The 21,168-nt window shown below is 50.4% G+C and carries 20 protein-coding genes; 7 read left to right on the forward strand and 13 right to left on the reverse strand.

The annotated features are described in order from the left end of the window. Window positions 1-4: 4 nt before the first annotated feature. The 8 genes from yidD to J9260_RS16275 form a co-directional block, all read right to left on the reverse strand. Window positions 5-262, reverse strand: coding sequence for a membrane protein insertion efficiency factor YidD (gene yidD / locus J9260_RS16240; RefSeq protein WP_210218755.1), 258 nt, complete (start codon window positions 260-262; stop codon window positions 5-7). Continuing rightward, window positions 259-729, reverse strand: coding sequence for a type II toxin-antitoxin system VapC family toxin (locus J9260_RS16245; RefSeq protein ID WP_210218756.1), 471 nt, complete (start codon window positions 727-729; stop codon window positions 259-261). The genes yidD and J9260_RS16245 overlap by 4 nt, the downstream gene beginning before the upstream one ends. After that, entirely contained in the window at window positions 726-1,658 is a 933-nt protein-coding gene (locus J9260_RS16250) for an AAA family ATPase (RefSeq protein WP_210218757.1), read from the reverse strand. The genes J9260_RS16245 and J9260_RS16250 overlap by 4 nt, the downstream gene beginning before the upstream one ends. Window positions 1,659-1,707: 49 nt before the next feature. Then, window positions 1,708-2,265, reverse strand: a complete 558-nt coding sequence (locus J9260_RS16255; RefSeq protein WP_210218758.1) for an HPP family protein — start codon at window positions 2,263-2,265, stop codon at window positions 1,708-1,710. An 80-nt stretch (window positions 2,266-2,345) separates the two neighbouring features. Continuing rightward, window positions 2,346-2,582, reverse strand: coding sequence for a hypothetical protein (locus tag J9260_RS16260; protein WP_210218759.1), 237 nt, complete (start codon window positions 2,580-2,582; stop codon window positions 2,346-2,348). 75 nt (window positions 2,583-2,657) lie between these two features. Next, window positions 2,658-3,446, reverse strand: coding sequence for an ADP-ribosylglycohydrolase family protein (locus J9260_RS16265; RefSeq protein WP_210218760.1), 789 nt, complete (start codon window positions 3,444-3,446; stop codon window positions 2,658-2,660). A 13-nt stretch (window positions 3,447-3,459) separates the two neighbouring features. Then, entirely contained in the window at window positions 3,460-4,845 is a 1,386-nt protein-coding gene (locus tag J9260_RS16270) for a nicotinate phosphoribosyltransferase (protein WP_210218761.1), read from the reverse strand. Between the two features lie 59 nt (window positions 4,846-4,904). After that, the gene (locus tag J9260_RS16275; protein ID WP_210218762.1) at window positions 4,905-5,936 is read right to left on the reverse strand and encodes a bifunctional nicotinamide-nucleotide adenylyltransferase/Nudix hydroxylase; all 1,032 of its coding nucleotides are present in this window, start codon (window positions 5,934-5,936) and stop codon (window positions 4,905-4,907) included. A gap of 203 nt (window positions 5,937-6,139) precedes the next feature. Between J9260_RS16275 and J9260_RS16280 the strand changes: the two genes are divergently transcribed. The 4 genes from J9260_RS16280 to rnd all read left to right on the forward strand — a co-directional run bounded on the left by J9260_RS16280 (window position 6,140) and on the right by rnd (window position 12,038). Then, window positions 6,140-7,324 carry a YjgN family protein gene (locus tag J9260_RS16280; protein ID WP_210218763.1) on the forward strand — a complete coding sequence of 395 codons (1,185 nt, stop codon included), beginning with the start codon at window positions 6,140-6,142 and terminating at the stop codon, window positions 7,322-7,324. Continuing rightward, the gene (locus J9260_RS16285; protein ID WP_210218764.1) at window positions 7,324-8,412 is read left to right on the forward strand and encodes a M48 family metallopeptidase; all 1,089 of its coding nucleotides are present in this window, start codon (window positions 7,324-7,326) and stop codon (window positions 8,410-8,412) included. Before J9260_RS16280 ends, J9260_RS16285 begins: the two co-directional genes overlap by 1 nt. A gap of 3 nt (window positions 8,413-8,415) precedes the next feature. Next, on the forward strand, window positions 8,416-10,548 hold the full coding sequence (locus J9260_RS16290) for a hypothetical protein (protein ID WP_210218765.1): 2,133 nt from the start codon (window positions 8,416-8,418) through the stop codon (window positions 10,546-10,548). 347 nt (window positions 10,549-10,895) lie between these two features. Further along, window positions 10,896-12,038, forward strand: coding sequence for a ribonuclease D (rnd, locus tag J9260_RS16295; RefSeq protein WP_210218766.1), 1,143 nt, complete (start codon window positions 10,896-10,898; stop codon window positions 12,036-12,038). Here the strand turns inward: rnd and trhP are convergent. Further along, window positions 12,035-13,390 carry a prephenate-dependent tRNA uridine(34) hydroxylase TrhP gene (trhP, locus tag J9260_RS16300; RefSeq protein ID WP_210218767.1) on the reverse strand — a complete coding sequence of 452 codons (1,356 nt, stop codon included), beginning with the start codon at window positions 13,388-13,390 and terminating at the stop codon, window positions 12,035-12,037. The genes rnd and trhP overlap by 4 nt on opposite strands. 211 nt (window positions 13,391-13,601) lie before the next feature. On the opposite strand from trhP, the gene speA reads away from it, so the two are divergent. The 3 genes from speA to J9260_RS16315 are packed head-to-tail and all read left to right on the forward strand — an operon-like array spanning window position 13,602 to window position 16,538. Next, the gene (speA, locus tag J9260_RS16305) at window positions 13,602-15,500 is read left to right on the forward strand and encodes a biosynthetic arginine decarboxylase (RefSeq protein ID WP_210218768.1); all 1,899 of its coding nucleotides are present in this window, start codon (window positions 13,602-13,604) and stop codon (window positions 15,498-15,500) included. Between the two features lie 22 nt (window positions 15,501-15,522). After that, window positions 15,523-16,284 (forward strand): RodZ family helix-turn-helix domain-containing protein, encoded by a 762-nt coding sequence (locus J9260_RS16310; protein WP_210218769.1) that lies wholly within the window; start codon window positions 15,523-15,525, stop codon window positions 16,282-16,284. A gap of 5 nt (window positions 16,285-16,289) precedes the next feature. Then, a complete protein-coding gene (locus J9260_RS16315) occupies window positions 16,290-16,538 on the forward strand; it encodes a YcgL domain-containing protein (protein WP_210218770.1) in 249 nt (82 codons plus the stop codon). Window positions 16,539-16,558: 20 nt separating this feature from the next. Here the strand turns inward: J9260_RS16315 and J9260_RS16320 are convergent, their stop codons facing one another. From J9260_RS16320 to J9260_RS16335, 4 genes are all read right to left on the reverse strand, one after another. Next, window positions 16,559-17,611, reverse strand: coding sequence for a hypothetical protein (locus J9260_RS16320; protein WP_210218771.1), 1,053 nt, complete (start codon window positions 17,609-17,611; stop codon window positions 16,559-16,561). 286 nt (window positions 17,612-17,897) lie between these two features. Further along, a complete protein-coding gene (locus J9260_RS16325) occupies window positions 17,898-18,362 on the reverse strand; it encodes a hypothetical protein (RefSeq protein WP_210218772.1) in 465 nt (154 codons plus the stop codon). After that, complete coding sequence (gene xth, locus J9260_RS16330; protein WP_210218773.1) at window positions 18,359-19,126, reverse strand: exodeoxyribonuclease III; 768 nt, start codon at window positions 19,124-19,126, stop codon at window positions 18,359-18,361. Before xth ends, J9260_RS16325 begins: the two co-directional genes overlap by 4 nt. Beyond that, window positions 19,123-21,162, reverse strand: coding sequence for a M3 family metallopeptidase (locus J9260_RS16335; protein WP_210218774.1), 2,040 nt, complete (start codon window positions 21,160-21,162; stop codon window positions 19,123-19,125). Before J9260_RS16335 ends, xth begins: the two co-directional genes overlap by 4 nt. Window positions 21,163-21,168: the final 6 nt, after the last annotated feature.

The raw sequence follows: 21,168 nt of genomic DNA on the forward strand, positions 1-21,168 counted from the left end.
CGTATCACGGTTTGTCATCATGCGTTTTGCACTGGCAATTAGCGCGATGTGGTTCGGGAACTAAATCGACTCCGCCCTCGTGCCAAGGATTACACCGCCCAATCCGCTGCACTGCAAGCCAACTGCCTTTGAGCGCACCGTGTTGCTCAATCGCTTGTTTCGCGTAATGCGAACAGGTGGGGTAAAAGCGGCAATTACTGCCTAGCATCGGACTGATGGCGAGTTGGTAAAAGCGGATAATGGCGATTAGGAGGTATTTCATGAATTTTCCTCCTGCAAATGCCGTTTTTTCAGCTTTAATAGTTTCTGATCACAAGTAATTAATTCTAGTTTTTCATATTTTGCCGTTGCTAGATGCAAAATATCGAATTTGTGTTTCTTCTTATCGGGAGCTTGGTTATCACGTTCTGTGCGAAAGATTTTTGCAGCAAGTTCAGCAATTTCTTGGTTGACTTGAATCATGGTGCAACCTAAATCAACAAGATCTTCTTCAAGTTTACGTCTCTCATCAGTGCTTTTAGCATCACATAACAACTCATATTGAATAACTGGCGTGATAGTGAGCACGGCTTGATTCTTAATCAGATCACTTAATTTTTGGCTACTTTCTTCCTGTAAATCGGCTAATTTTATTTCTTCTGCTGTTGATTCAGACGTAAGCTCAATTTTCTTGAATGGTAGTGCATAAATCAAAAAGTTGCTATCCAGCAAAAAGCGTTTGACTATCATTGCGCGACCCTTCTGCTTTTCATGCGTTCTAATAAAGCTGTTCTAGCTTTCTGTTGTGTTGCGCTGATAGGTCTATCTAATGCAAGGCGGTTAAGATCAATATTGAATGCCGTTTTGAGTAAATCAATCATCGCGGTATTACCCGGATTTTTGATCTTATGGGTACGCACAATATCATCCTCATCCCGCCGTAGTTCATAGGCTTCACCGTCTTCAAGCTGGCTCAATACCAACGGGGAATGCGTAGCAATGAAGAATGTAGTGTTGGGGAACAGCTTTTTGAGTGTTGGAATGATCTTAACCTGCCATTCCAAATGGAGGTGACTCTCGATTTCGTCGATTAGAAAAACACCCTCAACATTCTGTATTTCAATATCGTTGAGTTCTTGTCCATATCTTGAAATTATTTCTGTCAGAATTTTGAAGATAGATACAAATCCTGTGCTAAGTTCGGATAGTTCTTTCTCTTTCTGATTAATCAGAAGGAATATGTGTCCTTTTTCATCTACTTCAAGGAAATTTCTATCATAGCTTGGGTCAATATCATTTAAACACTTTAGAAGTGTTTTTAATTGGCGTTCACGATTGTTTTTCGATCTTTGAAATACGCTGGATAGACTGGCACTTTCTATAATCCAAGTTCTTAACTCATCTTGTTTTTTTGAACCTTTAGCAAAATGACCTCGATCATTGGTGGTTATTAGTTCATAACGTGGAAATATGATTTGAATTTTATCTGAATCAAAAATATCCAGAAGACTTTTCGCATGTTGTCTTTTAATTTTATTAAATAGAGATTCGAGCAGTTTGGTTTTCCCCACGCCATTTGCGCCGATGAAGACGTAAGCCTGCTTGCCCGGATCGAGATTCAGCTCGATTGTGCCGACACCTTGTACATCGTCTAGTCGTAAGTGGGTTAAGTCCAGCATTGTCGCACTCCATCGGTAAAACCATTCCCACTACTTTAGCAGAAATACTTTACCACCAGTAATTCGGATATTTACGCAGCGGCGAAAGATTATTCACCACCAGTGCCACCAACAGCAATAACACGATCCCCAGCATCACCGGGTTTAGCACGTACCAGTAACCTTGTGCATGGATGCTGTCACTGCCAATGATCGCAATCAACGCAGTTGCCCCGCCGGGTGGATGAGTGGTATGCGTCAAATACATCAATACCGTTGCAATCGACACTGCCAAGGCTGATGCCAACCACAACGGTTCGGGCAGTAGCAAATACACCGTTACCCCGACAACCGCCGAGATAAAATGTCCACCCAATACATAACGCGGCTGTGCAAAAGGTGCGGCAGGCGAACCGTATAGCAACACCGCAGTTGCTCCAAATGGGCCGATGAGGATCAAGTGGTCATGTTCGGTCAAGCTGCTACTGGTACTTAACCAGCCCAATAATGCCAGACCAATGAATGCGCCCAACCACGAACACAAGGCGTTGCGCCAATTTACGGCGTGTGGTGACTTATTGCCCCCACCACGCATCTTCGCCAGATAATTTTTTAGAAACTGAGGCATTAGCCGCTATCTCCGTATAAACATATGCACCATAGTAGTGCTTACTCAAGATAGCGGCTATACCCCATTAGATTAGTCTGCTATTGCTGACTGGCTGGCGCATTTTGTGACGTTACACGCTGGTATTCCAGTGGCACGTGCGGTTCGCAAATCTGCCATGCCTGTTGAATCTCGTGGGAAGCGCGTTCCAAATGCAGGCTGCATTCCTTCAAATGCCCGCCCAGTTTGAAGCGTTGCCGCGCAAGGTCGGCATTCGCATCCCGCTGGAGCTTCTCACTCAGTAGGTGCAATAAATCCGCGAGTGAATCGTAAAACAAATCACCGATTTCCTAGGCTAATTGTTCCGGGCTGCCTTGGTAGTTTTTGAGAGTATGAGTATGTTTCATCAGTGGTTATTCCCTATAAGTTGCCCGGAATGCCTCAGTAACATTGCGCAATGGCTCATCCAGTAATGCCAAGCACGGTGTCGCAATGTGTTCTGGCACGCCACCGTAAAACGCTTCTGCCATGCTGCCCGCGATACACGCCAAGGTATCACTGTCACCGCCAATGGAAATCGCGTTGCGGATAGTGTCCTCGAAATCACTGGCCTCCAGAAAAGCGGTGATCGCTTCCGGTACGGTTTGTTGGCAGGATTCATTGAAAACGTAATTCGGGCGGATCTCATCCAAAGTGCGCGACAAGTCGTAGCCGAATTCACCTTCCACGAAACGTTTTAACTCGGCTTTGTCTGCCTCTTTTCGCGCCAGATAAATCACACTCGCCACGGCTTGCGCACCCTTGATACCTTCTGGGTGATTATGGGTCGGTTCGCTGTAACGGCGTGCATTCACCAATACCGCTTCCAACGAATCAAAGGCATACGCAACCGGGCTGATGCGCATTGCCGAGCCATTACCCCAACTGTTGTAAGCGGGGGCATCGGGTGTGGCTGCCCACACACGAAACGATTTCCCAAACCCGGCCTTGGGGTAACGCTGATAGTACTCGCGCATGACTGTGGCGTAATCGCGCTGGTGCAAGATTGCATCAGCCAATGCGATCGTGAGTGTGCTGTCATCCGTGAACCTGCACTGAGGGTCGAACAAGGGAAACTCTTTGCTCTTATGGGGTGTTTTGTCGTTCCAGTTCCGCGCTTCAAATACCGAACCGATAATGTCGCCTGCAATTGCACCTAACATGATGAACCTCCTTTTATAGCTGACCGTTGGAACGGGCACGCACGGTTTCAAAACTATCATCCACCAACAACTCGCCATTACGGAACACAGGGCGCAACAAATTACTTTCCCACGACAGCGCATCCTCACGAATCGTTTTGATCACGCCCGCATCCCGGATCACCGCCAGTCGTCCGCGTTTGGAGTTTTTGCCCGAATCGGTAATGGGCTGTTTATACACATCGCGCCATGCGCCATTGATTTGCATCGCGGAAGCCTTCATCGCAAAGCGCAAGGTATCGCGGTTGACCTTCTGCAACAGCCCACCGCCCATACCAAACGCGACATTCTCGGTGGAAAAACCCGCTTGCTGGATGCGTTGCAGAATCACGCCGATGGAATCCACATCCACCCCATCGCCCTGAATCACGCGCACGCAATCGCTCAACACTTTGTAGCCCTTGCTGTTTACGCGACCACCGAATTCCGCATACAAACGTTCCAGCACTTCCGGCACGATGTCTTCCGGCACACCGGAATCGGGGCGGATCACCACGGTTGCGCCGCTGCTTTCGACCTGCGCCCGCAATTGCTTGCCCCAAATATCGGAAACGGCGTGGTAGATGTCGTAGGAATCGGAGACGACCGCGAGCAATTTTCCTGCTTGCCCGAATTGTTGCAGCATATTGGCGTAAGCATCCGCTTCGCCTTCGCGTCCCCATGCGGTAATGGTGGAATGTTCTGCCGCCGGGATCGAAAAGCCTGCCATGTCTGCGCCGTAATATTTACGCGCCGCCAGCAATGCCACGACCGTATCGCCACCCATGAAATTGACCAAGTGCGCCATACCGCCGAGGGCTGCGGATTCGTGCGAAGACACCCCGCGTGCGCCGAAGTCATGCAACTTGAACGGCAATTCATTCGCCGGATTGTCGCAAGTCGTTTCGAGGGATTGGCGAATGCTTTGCTTCACCTGCCATGACAGCGTGGCAACGGTGGTGGGATACCACACCGCCCGCAGCAACGCCGTTTCCAAATACGAAGTCAGCCAAAACGCTTGCGGGTCAGTATTGCGGATTTGCACCAAGGCATTGCCGGTAGGAACAATCATGCCTTCGGGCAACGCTTGGATTTCAATCGGCAAAAAACCGCCGTGTTGCTGCACAATCTGTTCCCAACCTTGGCGGAAAAACGGCACACCGTGCGCCGCAAACAACGCCTCTGCCTCATCAATATCCGCCGTGGTAACAGGTTTAAGCAGGTATTCCTTGATGAACGCCTGCAAGCCAAAGAACAGCGTTTGCGGAAACTGCCCGCCACGCGATTCGATGTAGGATGACACCACTTGCGTCCCCGCAGGGTACTGCAGAAAGTGGCTGGCTTTGTAGCTGTCAGTGTTGAGAATCAAGTTAGTGAACATAGGAAATCCTCCTGTGTTGAGTTAAACGCCGGTCTATCCAGCGTGGAGAGAGAGAATAATTACCCAATCATCGTTTTGATGATCTGGAAATGGTCTTCAAACAAGCGTTCGGGATCAAGGTCGCCCAACGGCATCCAGAAAGCGTGCTGCGCATCATCGCCGCCTTTCACTTTCGGCAAACCATGCGCATCCGGTTTGAGTTCAATCAGAAACGCATGGGTAATGGTGCGCCCTCGTGCCGAACGGTACGGATCGTCAAACACTTGCTCTTTCACAATCGACCCTGCCAACACGGGTGCTGGCACTTTGATGCGAGTTTCTTCACGCAATTCGCGGATTACCGCATCGCACAGCTTTTCGTGCGGGTCAAGGAAACCGCCGGGTAATGCCCACTGCCCTTTGCCGGGGCGAGCTTTACGTTCGATCAGCAAGATGTGTCCGGCTTGTACCACCACCGCATCCACGGTAACAAACGTTGGTGCGTAGGGCGCGGCTTCCCAACCTTTGCGGTATTGGTTAACGAATTCCCACTCGCTGGCAATATGCTGAAAGGTGTCAGATTCGCGGAAGGTTTCCAGCCAGGTTTGCACCGCTGGCGGCATCTCGCCATTCGCAGCACCCCGTTGGAAATACTGTTCACGCAAAGGGGTAGACGACACCCCGCGCACGTTTTCCACCGCGACCGATTGCCATTGCGGAAACATCGACAGGTAATAGGAACTGTGGTCTTTGCTATGCCCAATCAGGCCGACACGCGGCGCGGCACTGCCCACTTTGGGTGGGAAACGGCAAGTAATGCCATGCACAGTTTGTTGCACACGGGTGATCCAGCCTTGCTCGTTGTAGGTATCATCCAGCAATGGCGCAAGAATCAACCGTTCGCCCGCCTCAGGAAACGTGGCGCGGATAAACGCTTCACGCTCGGCAAATGTCCAAGGATTGCGCAAGGTACGCGGCTGGCAACTCGAACCGACCAGCACAATCACGCGCTCGGCACGTTGCAACGCGGTTTCCACCACGGCTTGATGACCCGTATGAAACGGCTGGAAACGACCAATGAAGACCAGAAAATCAAAATCAGGTTTGAACATGTCAGTAAGCTCCTTACTGCAAAAGTTTTTCCCAGTCTATCTGGGAATAGTCTAAAGTAAACTCTGTTGAAGCTTGTCTGTCAACCTCCGTTTATTATGTGATAAATGGTGGAGATTGTGCTGGGTTGTTGGCTTGTTGATTTGACCATCCGGTGCTAGTCTTATCGGCGCGCAAATATTTTACCCCTTTCAAGAATAACAGCATGAATACCAATCATTTTAGATTTACAGGTTCCGGCGACGAATATTTTAAAATTTGGATCGTCAATATCCTGTTAAGCATTCTGACATTGGGGATTTATTCCGCATGGGCTACGGTCAGAAATCGGCGTTACTTTTACGGTAATACTTGGTTAGCGGAAGCCAATTTTGAGTATCACGCTACCCCAATGCAAATTTTAGTCGGACGCGCAGTGGCGATTGGTTTGTTAGTGGCTTATACCCTGTTGTCAGAAACGTTCCCGATTATTGGGTTTGGATTGTTGCTACTGATTATGCTTGCTGCACCTTGGTTAATTTGGCGCAGTATGCAATTCGGGGCGCGAATGAGCAGCTACCGTAATGTGCGCTTTTCGTTCCACGGCGGTTTGGGCGATGCTTACCGTTATTTTTTATGGATTCCGCTGTTCCCGATTGCTTTGGGGGCGTTAGTCACGTTGGGTTTATACCTTGCGGACATTCACAGCAGTACCGTTTACATCAATGTGATGATCGTGACGGGTATCGCAACGTATTTAATAATTCCGTATCTGCAAAGCCTCGCGAAACGCTATCACCTTAATTATTCGCAATACGGGCAAGGCAAGTTTGTTACCAGTGTGACGACCGGTCAGTTTTACGTGATTTACCTGAAATGGTTGGGCGTAAGTGTATTAGGCAGTGTGTTGGTGTCGGTGATATTCGGGATTATCGGGATGCTGGTCATTGCTGGTGCAGGCATGGGGATTTCTGACTTTTTTAGTGGCGGTGGAGCCGATGAAAGTCAGTTAGCAACGCTGATCATGGTGATGTTGCCATTTATTTTCCTACTGTATTTCATCATTATCTTGTTTGGGGTGTTCACCAATGCGTACCTGAAAACCCAGATGCGCAACTATGTGTTCAACCACACCGCGTTAGATAATGCGATTGCCTTGGGGTCGAGTTTAACCACATGGGGATTGTTTAAAGTGTACGCCACTAACTTGTTGTTAATCATGTTGACGATGGGATTGGCGACACCGTGGGTTAAAGTGCGTCTGCACCGTTTTATGCTCGAACACACGCAAGCGCATGTCGAAGGCGATTTGGGGCAATACGTGACCCAACAGCAAAACCTGCAATCGTCCTTGGGTGATGAAATGGGTGATGCCTTTGATTTGCAAGGTGGATTTGAGGTGGGCTTATAATGTTGCACGGCTATTGGTATCCCCCGGAAAGTTCCGCCCGTCAAGTGGCAAGTCTGCAATTTGAGGGTGAAAGTTACCGACTGTCAGTGGGCGATGAGCTGCATACCGGGGAGGCCAGTAACCTGCAAGTGAGCCAGCGTGTCGGCAATATTCCACGCAAAATTACCCTGCCCGATGCGTCGATTTTTGAAACCGTGGATAACGCGGGTGTGGATGCTTGGCTGGAGGCGACAGAGCATCACGATGCCGGGGTGCAATGGATGCATACTCTAGAAAGCCGTTGGCGTTGGATTGCCTCAGCGGTAGTTCTGACTTTGCTGGTGGTTGTCAGTGTGGCTGTTTGGGGATTGCCTTGGGCGAGTAAGTACGTTGCGTATCAATTACCCCCGTCGGTCAATCAGGCATTGGCGGAAGGCACATTGAAAACCCTCGATCAATTAGTCCTAGAGCCTAGTCGTTTACCTGCGGAACGCCAGCAGGCGATACGCGAGCATTTTCAGCAAACACTGGTTCCGCTGAATCCCGAAGGTTTTACTTACACCCTGCACTTTCGTGAGATGGAGGACGTTGCTAATGCGTTTGCGTTGCCTTCCGGCGATGTAGTGGTGACGGATCGCTTGGCGGAAATTATTACCAAACCGGCTGAATTGGATTCGATCTTACTGCATGAAATCGGGCATGTGGTGCATCGTCACAGTTTGCGTCAGGTGATTCAATCGTCGGCGGTGACATTGGCGTTGGTCATGTTGGCGGGTGATGCTTCGGCGGTGGATGAATGGACGCTGGCGTTACCTGCAACCGTGTTACAAAGCCAGTATTCGCGCGAGTTTGAGAGCGAAGCCGATGTGTATGCGTTTGAACGTATGGCGATTTTGGGGCTTGATCCGGTACATTTTGGTAATGCTTTGCACCGTATTACCACCGATGCCTTGCAAGACAGCCCGCTTTCCGCCAAAGACAGTCAACGCGCGGAAACCTTCTTGAAATACCTGTCATCGCACCCGCCCAGTGAAGAGCGTGCGGCAATGGCAAAAACCTATTCGCAACGTTATCAAGCGAGTAAACCCCCTGTAATTCCTAAGGATTGAACCATGCTGCGTGCCTTTTCGCTGATAACCGCGTTAACCTTGCTGAGTCAAACAGCTTGGGCATTTGATGCATCCGCGTTCCAACGCCAAGATGCGCAAAGTGTTACCGCTGCCGAACAGTTTTTGGCTTTGCCCGCAGCGCAGCGTCAACAACTGGCGTTGGAATACATGGGCAATGATCAGGCAACAGCCCCAACTTGGCAGGTGTTTTTGTTGGCGTATCTTAGTAGTCAACCGCAAAATGCCAATGATTGGGAACTGATTCAGGCGGCTGAAAATGACCGCCCGCACCTCGATAGTTCAGTGATGCTTCCAGCTGAACAAGCAGCGAACCAGCAGCTTTGTTTTTTGCAATTGCAGCAGCCGTATAACCCCGAACTGGATAAAGAGGACGACGAGCAACTGAGTGATCAGCGCGACAAACGTGCGAGTTTAGACACGGTTTGTATTGCCCAAGTGCTGGATGCCGCCCAACAACCTGAAATATTCGCATGGTTATTAGCGCGGTTAAATGCGGAAACACACCCACAACGCCAAGCCATTTTCGATTACAGCATTACTGTGGATAAGCTTGATCCGGCGCAGACCCAACAATTGCGTAAAACATTGGCGGCGCAGTATTTTGATAAAGACGACAACGATACTTACGGTATCAGCACTTTTTTGGGTAACAGTGCGGATGAGGCATTGTTGAACCCATTTGTGAGCGATCTGCAAGAGGGTTTGGCTAAAGCGACTGAGGAACAAATACCTCGTATTTTAGAAACCTTGGTAGCTTTGAATTCAACCGATGCGGCGCAGGCGTTTTGGAATACGCTGTGGGATAACCCAGCGCGTTATTTTCGGATTGCGCACGAAACGTTAATGGCAGAGTACTCTGATCAGGATGAATTATTTCCAGAGGCATTGCACACCGCAGCGTTAAAGCATTTAGACGAGCAGTCTGATGTGCGTTTTATGGCAAGTTATTTATTTTTGCTGGTTAACGCGGAAGGTGGTGATTGGCGGCATGTGCGCGAAACCGTGGAAAAGCTGGAAGCCATCAGTGAAAAAGCCCCGGATGATGCCGAAACGCAAGCAGTGTTGAAATACATTTATTTACAAGCTGCCGGGGCGCGGTACTTGGATGATGAGGAGCGTTCTTTAGGCGATACCCTGAAATGGTTGGATAAAGCCAAGACCATCACGGCGGAACCGCTATCGTGGTATCTCCACGCCAGTAACGGCAGCATGGACTGGGAAGAGGAACGCCCTGATCAGCGTTCCACGTTTGCGCCAGTGAAAGCCCTGCACGCCGATGGGCAACTCGCAGCGTTGGTAGCATGGCACGATAATCAGCAAAAACCAGAGAAACCCTTTACCGATTTACCAGCGGAAATTTACAGCGTATTTACTGATAGCACGGTGGTGGCGCGTCCTTGGCACGATGCGGCGACCGGTGCGGCATTGTTGTTGGATAATGCTGGGGAACTCAGTTACTTTGACGGTTACGAGCAAAATACCACAGCGATACCGTTCAGTGCGCAACCCATTGACAACAGTGTGGAAAAACCCACAGTACGTTCACCGTTGGCGATTTGGTTTGAATACATTTTCCAGATATTAACCGCGAATCAAGACGGGCCGGTAACGCTGGCAAGCTTGGATGAAGCCTTGCAGCACGCGGATCAGCGTTTGTTATTTTCACCCTCGGATAACTGGGGCAATGGCGATAGCCGTTATCTGGAATATGTCCGTTACGGTTCGCAGGTGATGTTGAATGCCGAGGTCAAAGGTGAGGTACATTCGTATTGGTTACGTTTTCCGGCGGCAACCGATACGACGCGCTGGTTGACACAATTGCAGCAGCCATCTGCAACGGGGTTAAAAGCGCAACCATTGTGGCATTGGGTTAACGATGAAAAGCCGCAGGTGTTAGCGCGTCATTACCGCCATTTCAGCACAGAAGATGAGTTAATCCTGAGTCCGTTGTATGCGGATAACGAATTCCGTTACACCGAATTGGATTGCAGCCGGGAAGTGAAGCCTGCCGTATTAGAACAACAGGCCGCTGCATTCGCACAAGCTGAATACGCGCTTTTCCAACAGGGTTACATGCTATCAAAAATAATTGCCGATAGTGCTTGTGTGGAATAAGCGTGGCTGATGTCATTGATCTGGATAAAAAAAAGCCCGGTTGTTGAACCGGGCTTCCCGCTATAACCTGTAACAAACCTAGCAATTTGTTACAGCGACTACCCTCTACTAGCGGTCTTAAGTTAAACGATCAATTGTCAGGAGATTTCAAATTGATATTTCGCAATATGCAGAAAAAATTCTGATGCGTCAACAAGTAGTTGATTTTTATAATATAATAATTAGCTAACGCTGCATTGCAGCAATTGCGCTTAGAGTGTGGCTTGCGTCACAAAACTTGCATAAATGCCGATAAATCTCCATGCTCTGTCGCATAACCATTCCTACTCTTTACTGACAGACGCACCATGTTTGAATACATCAGCACCCCGCAACAACTCAATGATTTGATGACCCGTTTGGATAATGCCGAATGGGTGACGCTGGATACCGAGTTTATTCGTGAAAAAACCTATTTTCCGCGCCTTTGCCTGATTCAGATTGGCAGTACCGATACGTTGGCGTGCATTGATCCATTAGCGATTACGGATTTGCGTCCGTTTTTAACTTGGCTACAAGACCCTAAACGCCTGAAAGTGTTACACGCCGCTTGGCAGGATATGGAAATCTTCCACCATTTGGGGCAAGGGGAATTGCCCAGTCCGTTGTTTGATACCCAAATTGCAGCAGCGGTGTTGGGCATGGGTGATCAAATGGGTTACGCCCGTTTGGTGGAAGGCGTTTTGGGCATTACCTTGGATAAATCGCAATCGCGCACCGATTGGTCACGCCGCCCCTTGAGCAAAGCCCAACTGGAATACGCGATTGATGATGTGCGTCATTTACGTGATGTCTACCTTGCCTTGCGTGAACAACTGCAACAATTAGGGCGGATGAAATGGTTGGATAAACCGTTTCAGAAGCTGGCGGATGCCAATACTTACAACATTGATCCGCAAACGTGTTGGGAGCGCATCCGGGGTTTACAGGTATTAAAACCGCATCAACTCGCGGTATTGCGTGAATTGGCGGCATGGCGTGAACAACGGGCGTTGCAGAAAGATTTACCACGTCGCTGGTTATTATCGGACGAAATTCTGCTGGATATGGCACGGATGCAGCCGGATAGCGCGGAAGGTTTGCGCCATATTCGTGGCTTAAGTGATGAGCAAATCGAGCGTGGTGCGGCGGAATGGCTAGGCTGTATTGCGCGGGGTAAAGCAGTGCCGAAGAGCGAATGGCCGAATCTGCCGCGTCGCCGTAAGCTGGATGAAAACATGAGTGTGGTTGCGGATTTGCTAACGGCGGTGTTGAATCAGATTGCCAATGAAAACGGCATTTCCGCACAAATGATTGCCACCCGTCAGCAACTAGAAAAGATGCTGGAAGAAGGTCGCACCACCCTATCTGATGATTGGCGCGGCGCGTTGGTCAATGATGCGTTTACCGCACTGCTGTCCGGCAAAGCGCAAGTCAGCGTGCAGCAACAGCGGGTAGTGATTGCCGCTTAAAGAAAACGGCTGATTAAAATCATGTCATCGTTGATACCTTCCGGGAGCGGAATTCGCATTTTGTGACCGCTGCCGGGGGCGACGCTCACGGTTTCGCCGTTGAGGTTTTCCATGTGTTCCAGCACGATTTCGCGATTGCCACTCGGTAGCACCCATTCCAAACGGTCGCCAACACTGAAACGGTTTTTCACGTCCAGCTCTACCCAACCTTGTTCACGGTCAACGCGCATGGCTTCGGCAACGAATTGTTGCTGATGCCCCATTGACGCACCTTGCATATAATTTTGGTATTCGTGGGTGTGATGCCGCTCGTAAAAACCATCGGTATAACCCCGATTCGCCAGATTTTCCAACACGCCCAGCAAGCGTGGATCAAACGGACGACCCGCCAAGGTATCATCAATCGCTTGTTTGTAAGCCTGCGCAGTCCGTGCCACGTAGTAATGGGATTTGGTACGGCCTTCGATTTTGAGGCAATCCACCCCGATTTCGGTGAGCTTTTGGATGTGTTCAATCGCCCGCAAGTCTTTGGAATTCATAATATACGTGCCGTGTTCATCTTCCATAACAGGCATTAATTCACCGGGGCGATTGGTTTCTTCGAGGAAATACACCTTATCGGCGAGCGGGTGGCGTTCTTGATTGCCGCAACTGCCCATGCTTTGCGCTTGATTAAACGCATCCATCGACAATACAGCTTCTTTGGGCACAAATTTGCCTTCTGCCGCTTCAACCGCTTCGGAAGCTTTGTATTCCCAGCGACACGCATTGGTACAAGTGCCTTGATTCGGGTCACGATGGTTGAAATAACCGGACAATAAACAACGCCCTGAATACGCAATGCACAACGCACCGTGGACGAACACTTCCAGTTCCATGTCGGGGCATTGCTGACGAATTTCGGCAATTTCATCCAGCGATAATTCACGCGACAAAATCACGCGGGTTAAACCCAACGCCTGCCAGAATTTGACCGTCGCGTAGTTCACCGTATTGGCTTGCACCGATAAATGCACTGGCATGTGTGGCCAGCGTTCGCGCACTAGCATGATTAAACCGGGGTCAGCCATGATCAAGGCATCAGGATTCATCGCAATGACCGGCTCAAGATCAGCTAAAAACGTTTTGATTTTACTGTTGTGCGGGGAAATATTTACCGCCACGAAAAACTGCTTACCCAAAGCGTGCGCTTCCGCAATGCCTTGCGCGAGATTTTCATTTTTGAACTCGTTATTGCGCACCCGCAAACTGTAGCGCGGTTGTCCGGCATACACGGCATCCGCACCGTAGGCAAACGCATGGCGCATGGATTTAAGCGTTCCCGCAGGCGCGAGCAGTTCAGGGCGTTTCATGGCAAAGTCCGGTTCGTTACATCAAGGCCGCGATTATACGTGAAATCTGGGCGTAAGCGCAGAAACCATGAGATTGGCAAGCGGTGTGGTATTTTGTCAGAGCGACGTAAATTTATCTGCGGTCGCCCTAGGCTTGAGATAGCCTGTTATTCGCTTTGCTAGTATCCTGCACGCCTTGAGACACCGTGTCATCCACACGAGCAGGAACACCATGACCGATAAGCTTTGGAATCTTGATACCGCACGCCGCTTGTACAGCATTGCGCATTGGGGCGATGGTTATTTCGACATTAACACCGCTGGCAATGTTGCTATGTGCGTACCCGGCAATCCTTCGCAGCAAGTCGATTTGCACGCCTTGGCAATGCGCGTTCACAACGAAGAAGGGATGCGTTTTCCATTGCTGGTGCGCTTTGTCAATGTGTTGCACGATCGGGTGCAACGCTTGCAGGCGGCGTTTAACCAAGCGATTGCCGATTGCGGGCAGCACAGCCATTACACCGCGATTTACCCGATCAAGGTGAATCAGCAACGTAGTGTGGTACAGGAAATCATCAAAGGCGGCGGTGAACAAGTCGGTTTGGAAGCCGGTAGTAAACCCGAACTCATGGCGGTATTAGGCTCCGCCCCGGCAGGTAGCACGATTATCTGCAACGGTTACAAAGACCGTGAATATTTGCGCCTAGCCCTGATTGGGCGACAGATGGGACATCGCATTTACATTGTGATTGAAAAACCGTCGGAATTGCCGGAAACACTGGAAGAAGCCGCCAAACTTGGCATCGAACCGCTGCTGGGGATTCGGGTGCGCTTGTATTCGCTCGGTAAAGGTAAATGGCAAAATACCGGCGGAGAAAAATCCAAATTCGGGCTTTCCGCCGCGCAAGCCCTACACATGATCGAGCATTTGCAAACGGCTGGTAAACTTGATTGCCTGCAATTGCTGCATTTTCACATGGGTTCGCAGATTGCCAATATTCAGGATATTCAGCGCGGAATGCGTGAAGCCAGCCGTTATTTCGCGGAATTGCACCGTTTAGGCGCGGGGATTCGCGTGGTCGACGTCGGCGGTGGTTTGGGCGTGGATTATGACGGTTCGCGTTCACGCAATGATTGCTCGATCAATTACAGCTTGCAGGAATACGCCAATACCATCGTGCGCAGCGTGCAGGATGTATGCGAGGAATATGAACTGCCATTCCCCGATTTCATCTCAGAATCCGGGCGCGGCTTAAGTGCGCACCACGCGGTGTTGATTACCAACGTGATTGATACCGACCCGGAACAGCCGGAAGCCGTACCGGTACTGCGTGAACCGGATGATGCTGACCCGATGATTTTGCACAATCTCTATCGTTTGTATCACAATCGTAAGCAATTACCGCCATCAGAAATTTACCACGATGCCGCGTATTGGCTGGACGAGGCACACGGGATGTACGCGCACGGCTCGATTGATTTGAATCAGCGGGCGAGGGCAGAGGAGTTCCACCGCGCGATTTGTTACCAATTATTGCGCAAGGCGGAATTGTTTGACGCATTGGAGCCGGAAATTCAGGTCAGCCTTCGGGAAAAATTGGCAGATAAGTATTTCTGCAATTTCTCGCTGTTCCAGTCGATGCCGGATGCTTGGGCGATTGAGCAAATCTTCCCGATTATGCCGTTGCACCGCTTACAGGAATGCCCTGATCGTAGGGTAACGCTGCAAGATTTAACATGCGATTCTGACGGTACGGTATCCAATTACGTGGAAAGTGGGCGGCTGGAAACCACCCTAGCATTGCATTCCTTACAAAAAGGCCAGCCGTATTTGCTGGGAATTTTCATGGTGGGTGCGTATCAGGAAATTCTGGGCGATTTACACAATTTGTTCGGGGATACCGATTCGATCAATGTGGAACTGCTCAATGATGGCAGTTATCGCTTGTCAGAACCGGAGCGCGGCGACACCATTGATGAATTGTTGCGTTACGTGCATTTCGAGCCGAAGGATTTACTGGCACAATGCCGCCGTAAACTAGCGACAGCCGTGAGCGACAGCGACCGACAAAAAATGTTGTTGCGCGAAATCGAAGCGGGTTTAATCGGTTATACTTACTTGGAAGATTAATCGCGGGCAACACGAGGAAATTATGGAATACGTACTGCTGGGTGCATTGTTGGTCGGGGTTTTATTATTTTTGGCAGGCTGGTTAGCCGTGGTGATTAAAGGCTTCCAACGCCACGCTGTCACCGGGGTGTTCGCACTCATACCCGTGCTTAACGTCGTCACCCTGCCATCACTATGGCATCGCGTGTCGGGTTGGGTCATGGTGGGCTTTGTCGGGTTTTTACTCGCAATTGGTGCGTGGTTAGGCGGCGCACCAACCCAGTTACAGCAACAAGCACAGCGATTTGGCCTAGGCATTAGTGCGCCACCAGCAGCCGTAGCAGTTACTGCTAATACGCCAGCCCCCAGCGTTAAACCAGCCACAGCAACAGCATCTAATGCGTTAACCACTACCGCATTGAGTTTGCCGCCTGCGCAACCGCAAACTGCCGCACCCGTAAATAATACTACCGTACCGGTACAGTCCACGCCGTCAACAGCAGCACCTGTTGCGCAAACCCCGGAAACCACGAGCTCAACGATTCAGGCGCAAGCATTACCATCCAAAGCTTTGTATCACATGGTATTTGAAGCCTTACCACTGGATAAAGTGGGCGATAATACCGGTAGTTACTTGCGGATCGTGCAAAAAGACGGAAAACGCCGTGAAGGTAAACTGCAAAACGTGACTAACACTGAGATTACCGTGGAAGAGCGCGAAGAGGGTGGGGTGAAAAGTCAAACGTTCAAGCTTAATGAACTGCGTGAAGTATTCATTCTGCGTAACCAGCAAAATCAAGAGTAACCACGATGCAATGCTATGTTTATCGCAGTCGCCGTAAACCCGGTTCTTTTTTATTTTTAGCGGAGCGTGATAATTTCAAAGCGGTTCCGCAACCATTGCTGGATATTTTTGGCGTGCCGGAATTCTCGTTTGAATTTGATGCGAGTGTAGACCGTACCCTGATGATTAAAGCCGACACTGCCGAAATCCGTCGACTGATTACGACTAACGGTTTTTTCCTGCAATTACCCCCCAGCGAAGAGCGCGTTTGTTAAGTGCGCTCTTTCGCTGAGCGTTAATCCATCGCCAAAACAATGCTGTTAAACGTACCGCTGCTCACCGTGAACTCACGACTGCGTTGCTTACCGTTTAAAATTGCCACCGCTTCGTAATGCCCCGGTGGAACCACCAGCGAAGCACTGTGACGCTCAGGGGAGGCCACTTCGCGCCGCCCTGTACCGCCATCCAAACGAAACACTTTCCAGCTCATTGGGCGCATGGCGGGGGTGTTATCGAGGGTTGCCAACAAATTCACCCGTCCGGTAGGAATATCCATCCGGGTAATAGCGTTAGTTCCGTTACCCACGCGAACCCGCGCTAATTGGCGTGCATCACCAATGGTAGCGAACACATCGTATTCACCTTCCGGCACAATGGCTTGGAACTGGCTCACCCGTTCGCGCGTCATGATTTTATGGGTGGGTACACCAGCCTTGACCGCAAATACTTCCCACGCTGCTAACAGGGTACTTTCCCCCTGCAAACGCCCGATGCGCGGGTTAAAGGTAGTCACCGCTAATTTGCCATGATGAACATCCACTGTGCTGTTTTCAACATAAGTGCCAATCATCAAACTAATCTGGTATTTACCGTCGGGCAGCGTTAAACCGAGCTTACGCCCGTGTAGGCGATGTTCGACTGCGTTTTCCAGTGCGTGAATGTGCCAAACAATCTCCGCATCAGCCAAAACCAACTCACGCGGTAACAACACATCCAATACCAAATTTTGCTCAGCAATGGATGAAGGATACGCAGCCGCCACCGGAGCCACGCCATTAACACCAATGTGCGGACCTTTTTCAGCACGGCGGAACATACCACCGGGAGCGACAGTGCGTTGTTGGGGTTCACTGTGTAGACTTGGGGTTTCAATCCAGCGAAAACCGGGCGTTGCTTCCGTATTAAACGGTAGATGTTGCGCCCATGCAGAAACCTTTTGCCACAGTGATGCGTTCGATTCGGGTTGCTGATAAGCAGCAACACCTGCTACAGCCGTTGCGTTGAAGACACTCAATATTACTAACAGTAGTAAACGCAACACGCCCAGTGAATACCATTGATTATTCATGGAAGCTTTCCTTGCTCAGCACGTTATGGGGGCTGATCCCCGTTCCCCTGCTTGTCGATGCATAGCGATTGCCCGAAAATCTTCGGACGTATTATTATTTTGCCCATTCATGACTTTATACCGCGTTCTGACACAACACTAATGGAATGATATTATCGCGCTGATAACAATCACTAACCGACAAACTCGGCAGTTATCGCGCCAGACGGGGCAGTGTGAAAGGATTAACGTCGCTCAACCTGACAGGTTGACAAGCTAAAGCAGGAAATACGTGCGGGGAATGACACTAGCGTTGCGTGATAAAGGGAAAGATGGCCTGTATTTTGCCAGTCGGGGTTTCTATATCGAGTGTTGCCTGCCATGCCATTTTTTCAAGGGTACACACTGGCAGCACTAATGTTCCAGTCAAACTAGATGCAGTATCGGTACGCAATTCAGCACGTTGATACCCCATGAACATGTTCGTACCTTCAACAATCACCTGCGCTGCTTGATACGCAGGAATACCGTCTATATCGACTTGCACCTTCAATTCTTTCATCAAAGGAATAGCGGCAGGTGTAAACTGAAAACGCACCGAACGCCCAACGTTATCCGCTGCAACACACGGAGCAAGGTGCAAATCGCAGGGCTGTTGCAGCGTTAAGTGGTGGATCACGGATACATCTTCTGGTGATTTCTTGATCAAAAAATAACCTAATGCAGCCGCCAAGGCCACCACAAACCCAACGATAAACACCCAAGGTTTCATACGAAAAACTCCGCCACCACCGGCGTATGATCCGACGGCTTTTCCCACGTGCGTGGTTCACGGTCAATCACACACGACTGGCAAGCATCTGCTAACGGCTTGCTGGCAAGAATCAAATCAATCCGCAACCCGTGATTACGCCGAAAACCACCGCCACGGTAATCCCACCAGCTAAAACTTTTGTCCGGCTGGGTAAACTGGCGGAAGGTATCGCTTAAACCTAATGCCTGAATTGCCTGCAACGCGCCACGTTCAGCAGGGGAGCAGAGGATACCTTCCCCCCATGCCACTGGGTCATGCACATCGCGGTCTTCAGGGGCAATATTGAAATCGCCGAGCACCACTAATGACGGATACAACGCGGCTTGTTGCTGTAACCACCCGGTCACTTTCGCCAGCCAATCGAGCTTGTAAGCGTATTTGTCCGAACCGACTTCCGCGCCGTTGACCACGTACAAATTTACCACCCGCACCCCGTCAATGGTGGCGGCAAGGATGCGGCGTTGTGGGTCGTCTAAATCGGGGATGTCGGTAATAACTTCCGTAGCAGGCGACTTGCTGAGTATCGCCACGCCGTTATAGGTTTTCTGCCCAGCGAATACCGCGTTGTAACCAGCGGCTTCAAGCTCTGCCAGCGGGAACTGCTCATCGACTGTTTTGGTTTCCTGAATCGCTAGTACATCCAGTTGCGCAGCCTCCAGCCATTGCAAGACATGCGGGAGGCGTACTCGCAGCGAATTGACGTTCCATGTCGCAATCTTCATGCAGTAAGACCGCTGTGGCGAAGCAGGGCATCGGCGGAAGGTTTACGCCCACGGAAGGCAACAAACGATTCCATTGCTTTGCGTGAACCACCGACTTGCAGCACTTCCCGCAAAAATGCTTCGCCCACGCCTGCGTCAAACAAACCTTCTTCTTCAAAGCGGGCAAACGCATCCGCTGACAACACTTCCGCCCATTTGTAGCTGTAATAGCCTGCCGCGTAACCACCGGCAAATACGTGGGTGAAACTGTTCGGCATCCGATTAAACGCGGGGGGTTTAATTACTGCCACTTGCGCCAACACTTCCTGACGGATAGCTTCCAACTTGCCGGGTTCTGCCGCTTGCGGATCAAGGTGCAAACGCATATCGAACAGGGAGAATTCCAGTTGGCGCACTGTCCCCATCGCGGTTTGGAAATGCCTCGCCGCCTGCATTTTCTGGAACAAGGCTTCCGGCAAGGTTTCACCGGTTTGCCAATGCGCCGCGATCATGTCCAACACACTGCGCTCCCAACACCAGTTTTCCATGAACTGGCTCGGTAACTCGACCGCATCCCATTCCACCCCATTGATTCCGGCAATGTCGGGGTAATCGACTTGGGTAAGCATGTGATGCAACCCGTGACCGAATTCGTGGAACAGTGTCACCACTTCATCGTGGGTAAACAGCGCAGGTTTGTCGCCCACGGGTGCGCTGCTATTGCAAGTCATGAACGCCACCGGAATTTGCAAACCATCGGCACGCCGGAACCGCCCACAGAAATCGCTCATCCACGCCCCGCCACGCTTGTGCTGACGTGCGTACAAATCCAGATAGAAACACGCTTGCACCGTATCGGTACGGTCATACACCAAATAGAAACGCACGTCGGGATGCCAAAAATCAATGTGCGCCGTCTGCTGTTCGATGCGCACACCGTAGAGTTTATTCACCAACGCAAACAAACCGCTAATCACGCGATCAGCCGGGAAGTAGGGTTTCAAATCTTCGTCGGTGAAGTCAAACCGCGCTTGTTTCATCTTTTCACTGACATAGCCCACATCCCACGCTTGCACCTCATCCAGCCCCAAGTGTTCCCGTGCAAACGCCTGCACCTCAGCAAACTCGGCTTCAGCAAACGGCTTGGCTTTGTGTGCAAGGTCTTCGAGGAAATCCAACACCTGTTGCGGACTTTCCGCCATCTTGGTTGCCAGCGACAATTCGGCGTAATTCGCATAGCCGAGCAGGGTGGCTTCTTCGTGACGCAAACGCAGAATATCGCGCATCACCTGAGCGTTATCCCATTCAGGATTCGCACCCAAATCCGACGCACGAGTGGTATACGCACGATAAACTTCCGCCCGTAATTCGCGGTTATCCGCATACGTCATCACCGGGAAGTAGGAGGGAAATTGCAGGGTAATCACCCAGCCTTCCAAATCGCGCTGTTTGGCGGTTTGCGCTGCCATTTCCAATGCCGATTCCGGTAAACCCGCGAGTTCGTTCACATCCAGAATTTGCTTCGTCCAAGCATTGGTGGCATCCAGCACATTGTCAGAAAAGCGTGAATTCAGTTGCGAGAGTTCCTGACTGATAGCGCGGTAACGTTCCTTTTGCTCCACTGGCAACGCCACGCCGGAGAGTTTGAAACCCAGTAAACTGTCATCCAGACTTTTTTGCTGTGCCGCATCCAGCGAGGTATCGTTTTCCCGAATCGCCTGAATTGCTTCAAACAACTGCGCGTTCTGCCCCATTTCGGTGTGGTAATCACTGAGGCGTGACAGGTTGGCATTGTATTCCTTGCGCAATTCCTCGCTGTTCGCCACGGCGTTCAAATGACTGACGGGCGACCACATCCGCTCCAACCGGTTACTGGCTTCGTTCAAGGGCACAACCAAATTGTTCCACGTGAAACCGATAGTTTGTGCCAAGGTTTGTACCAAACCGGCACGGTTATCGTTAAGTACCACATCCAACGCTGGGGTCACATGTTCCGGCTTGATTTGCGAGAACAGCGGCAGGTTGCTGATGTCCAGCAAGGGATTTTCTTGTTTCACGTGAAA

This window comes from Thiothrix unzii (assembly GCF_017901175.1).
GTDB classification, from domain to species: Bacteria; Pseudomonadota; Gammaproteobacteria; order Thiotrichales; family Thiotrichaceae; genus Thiothrix; species Thiothrix unzii.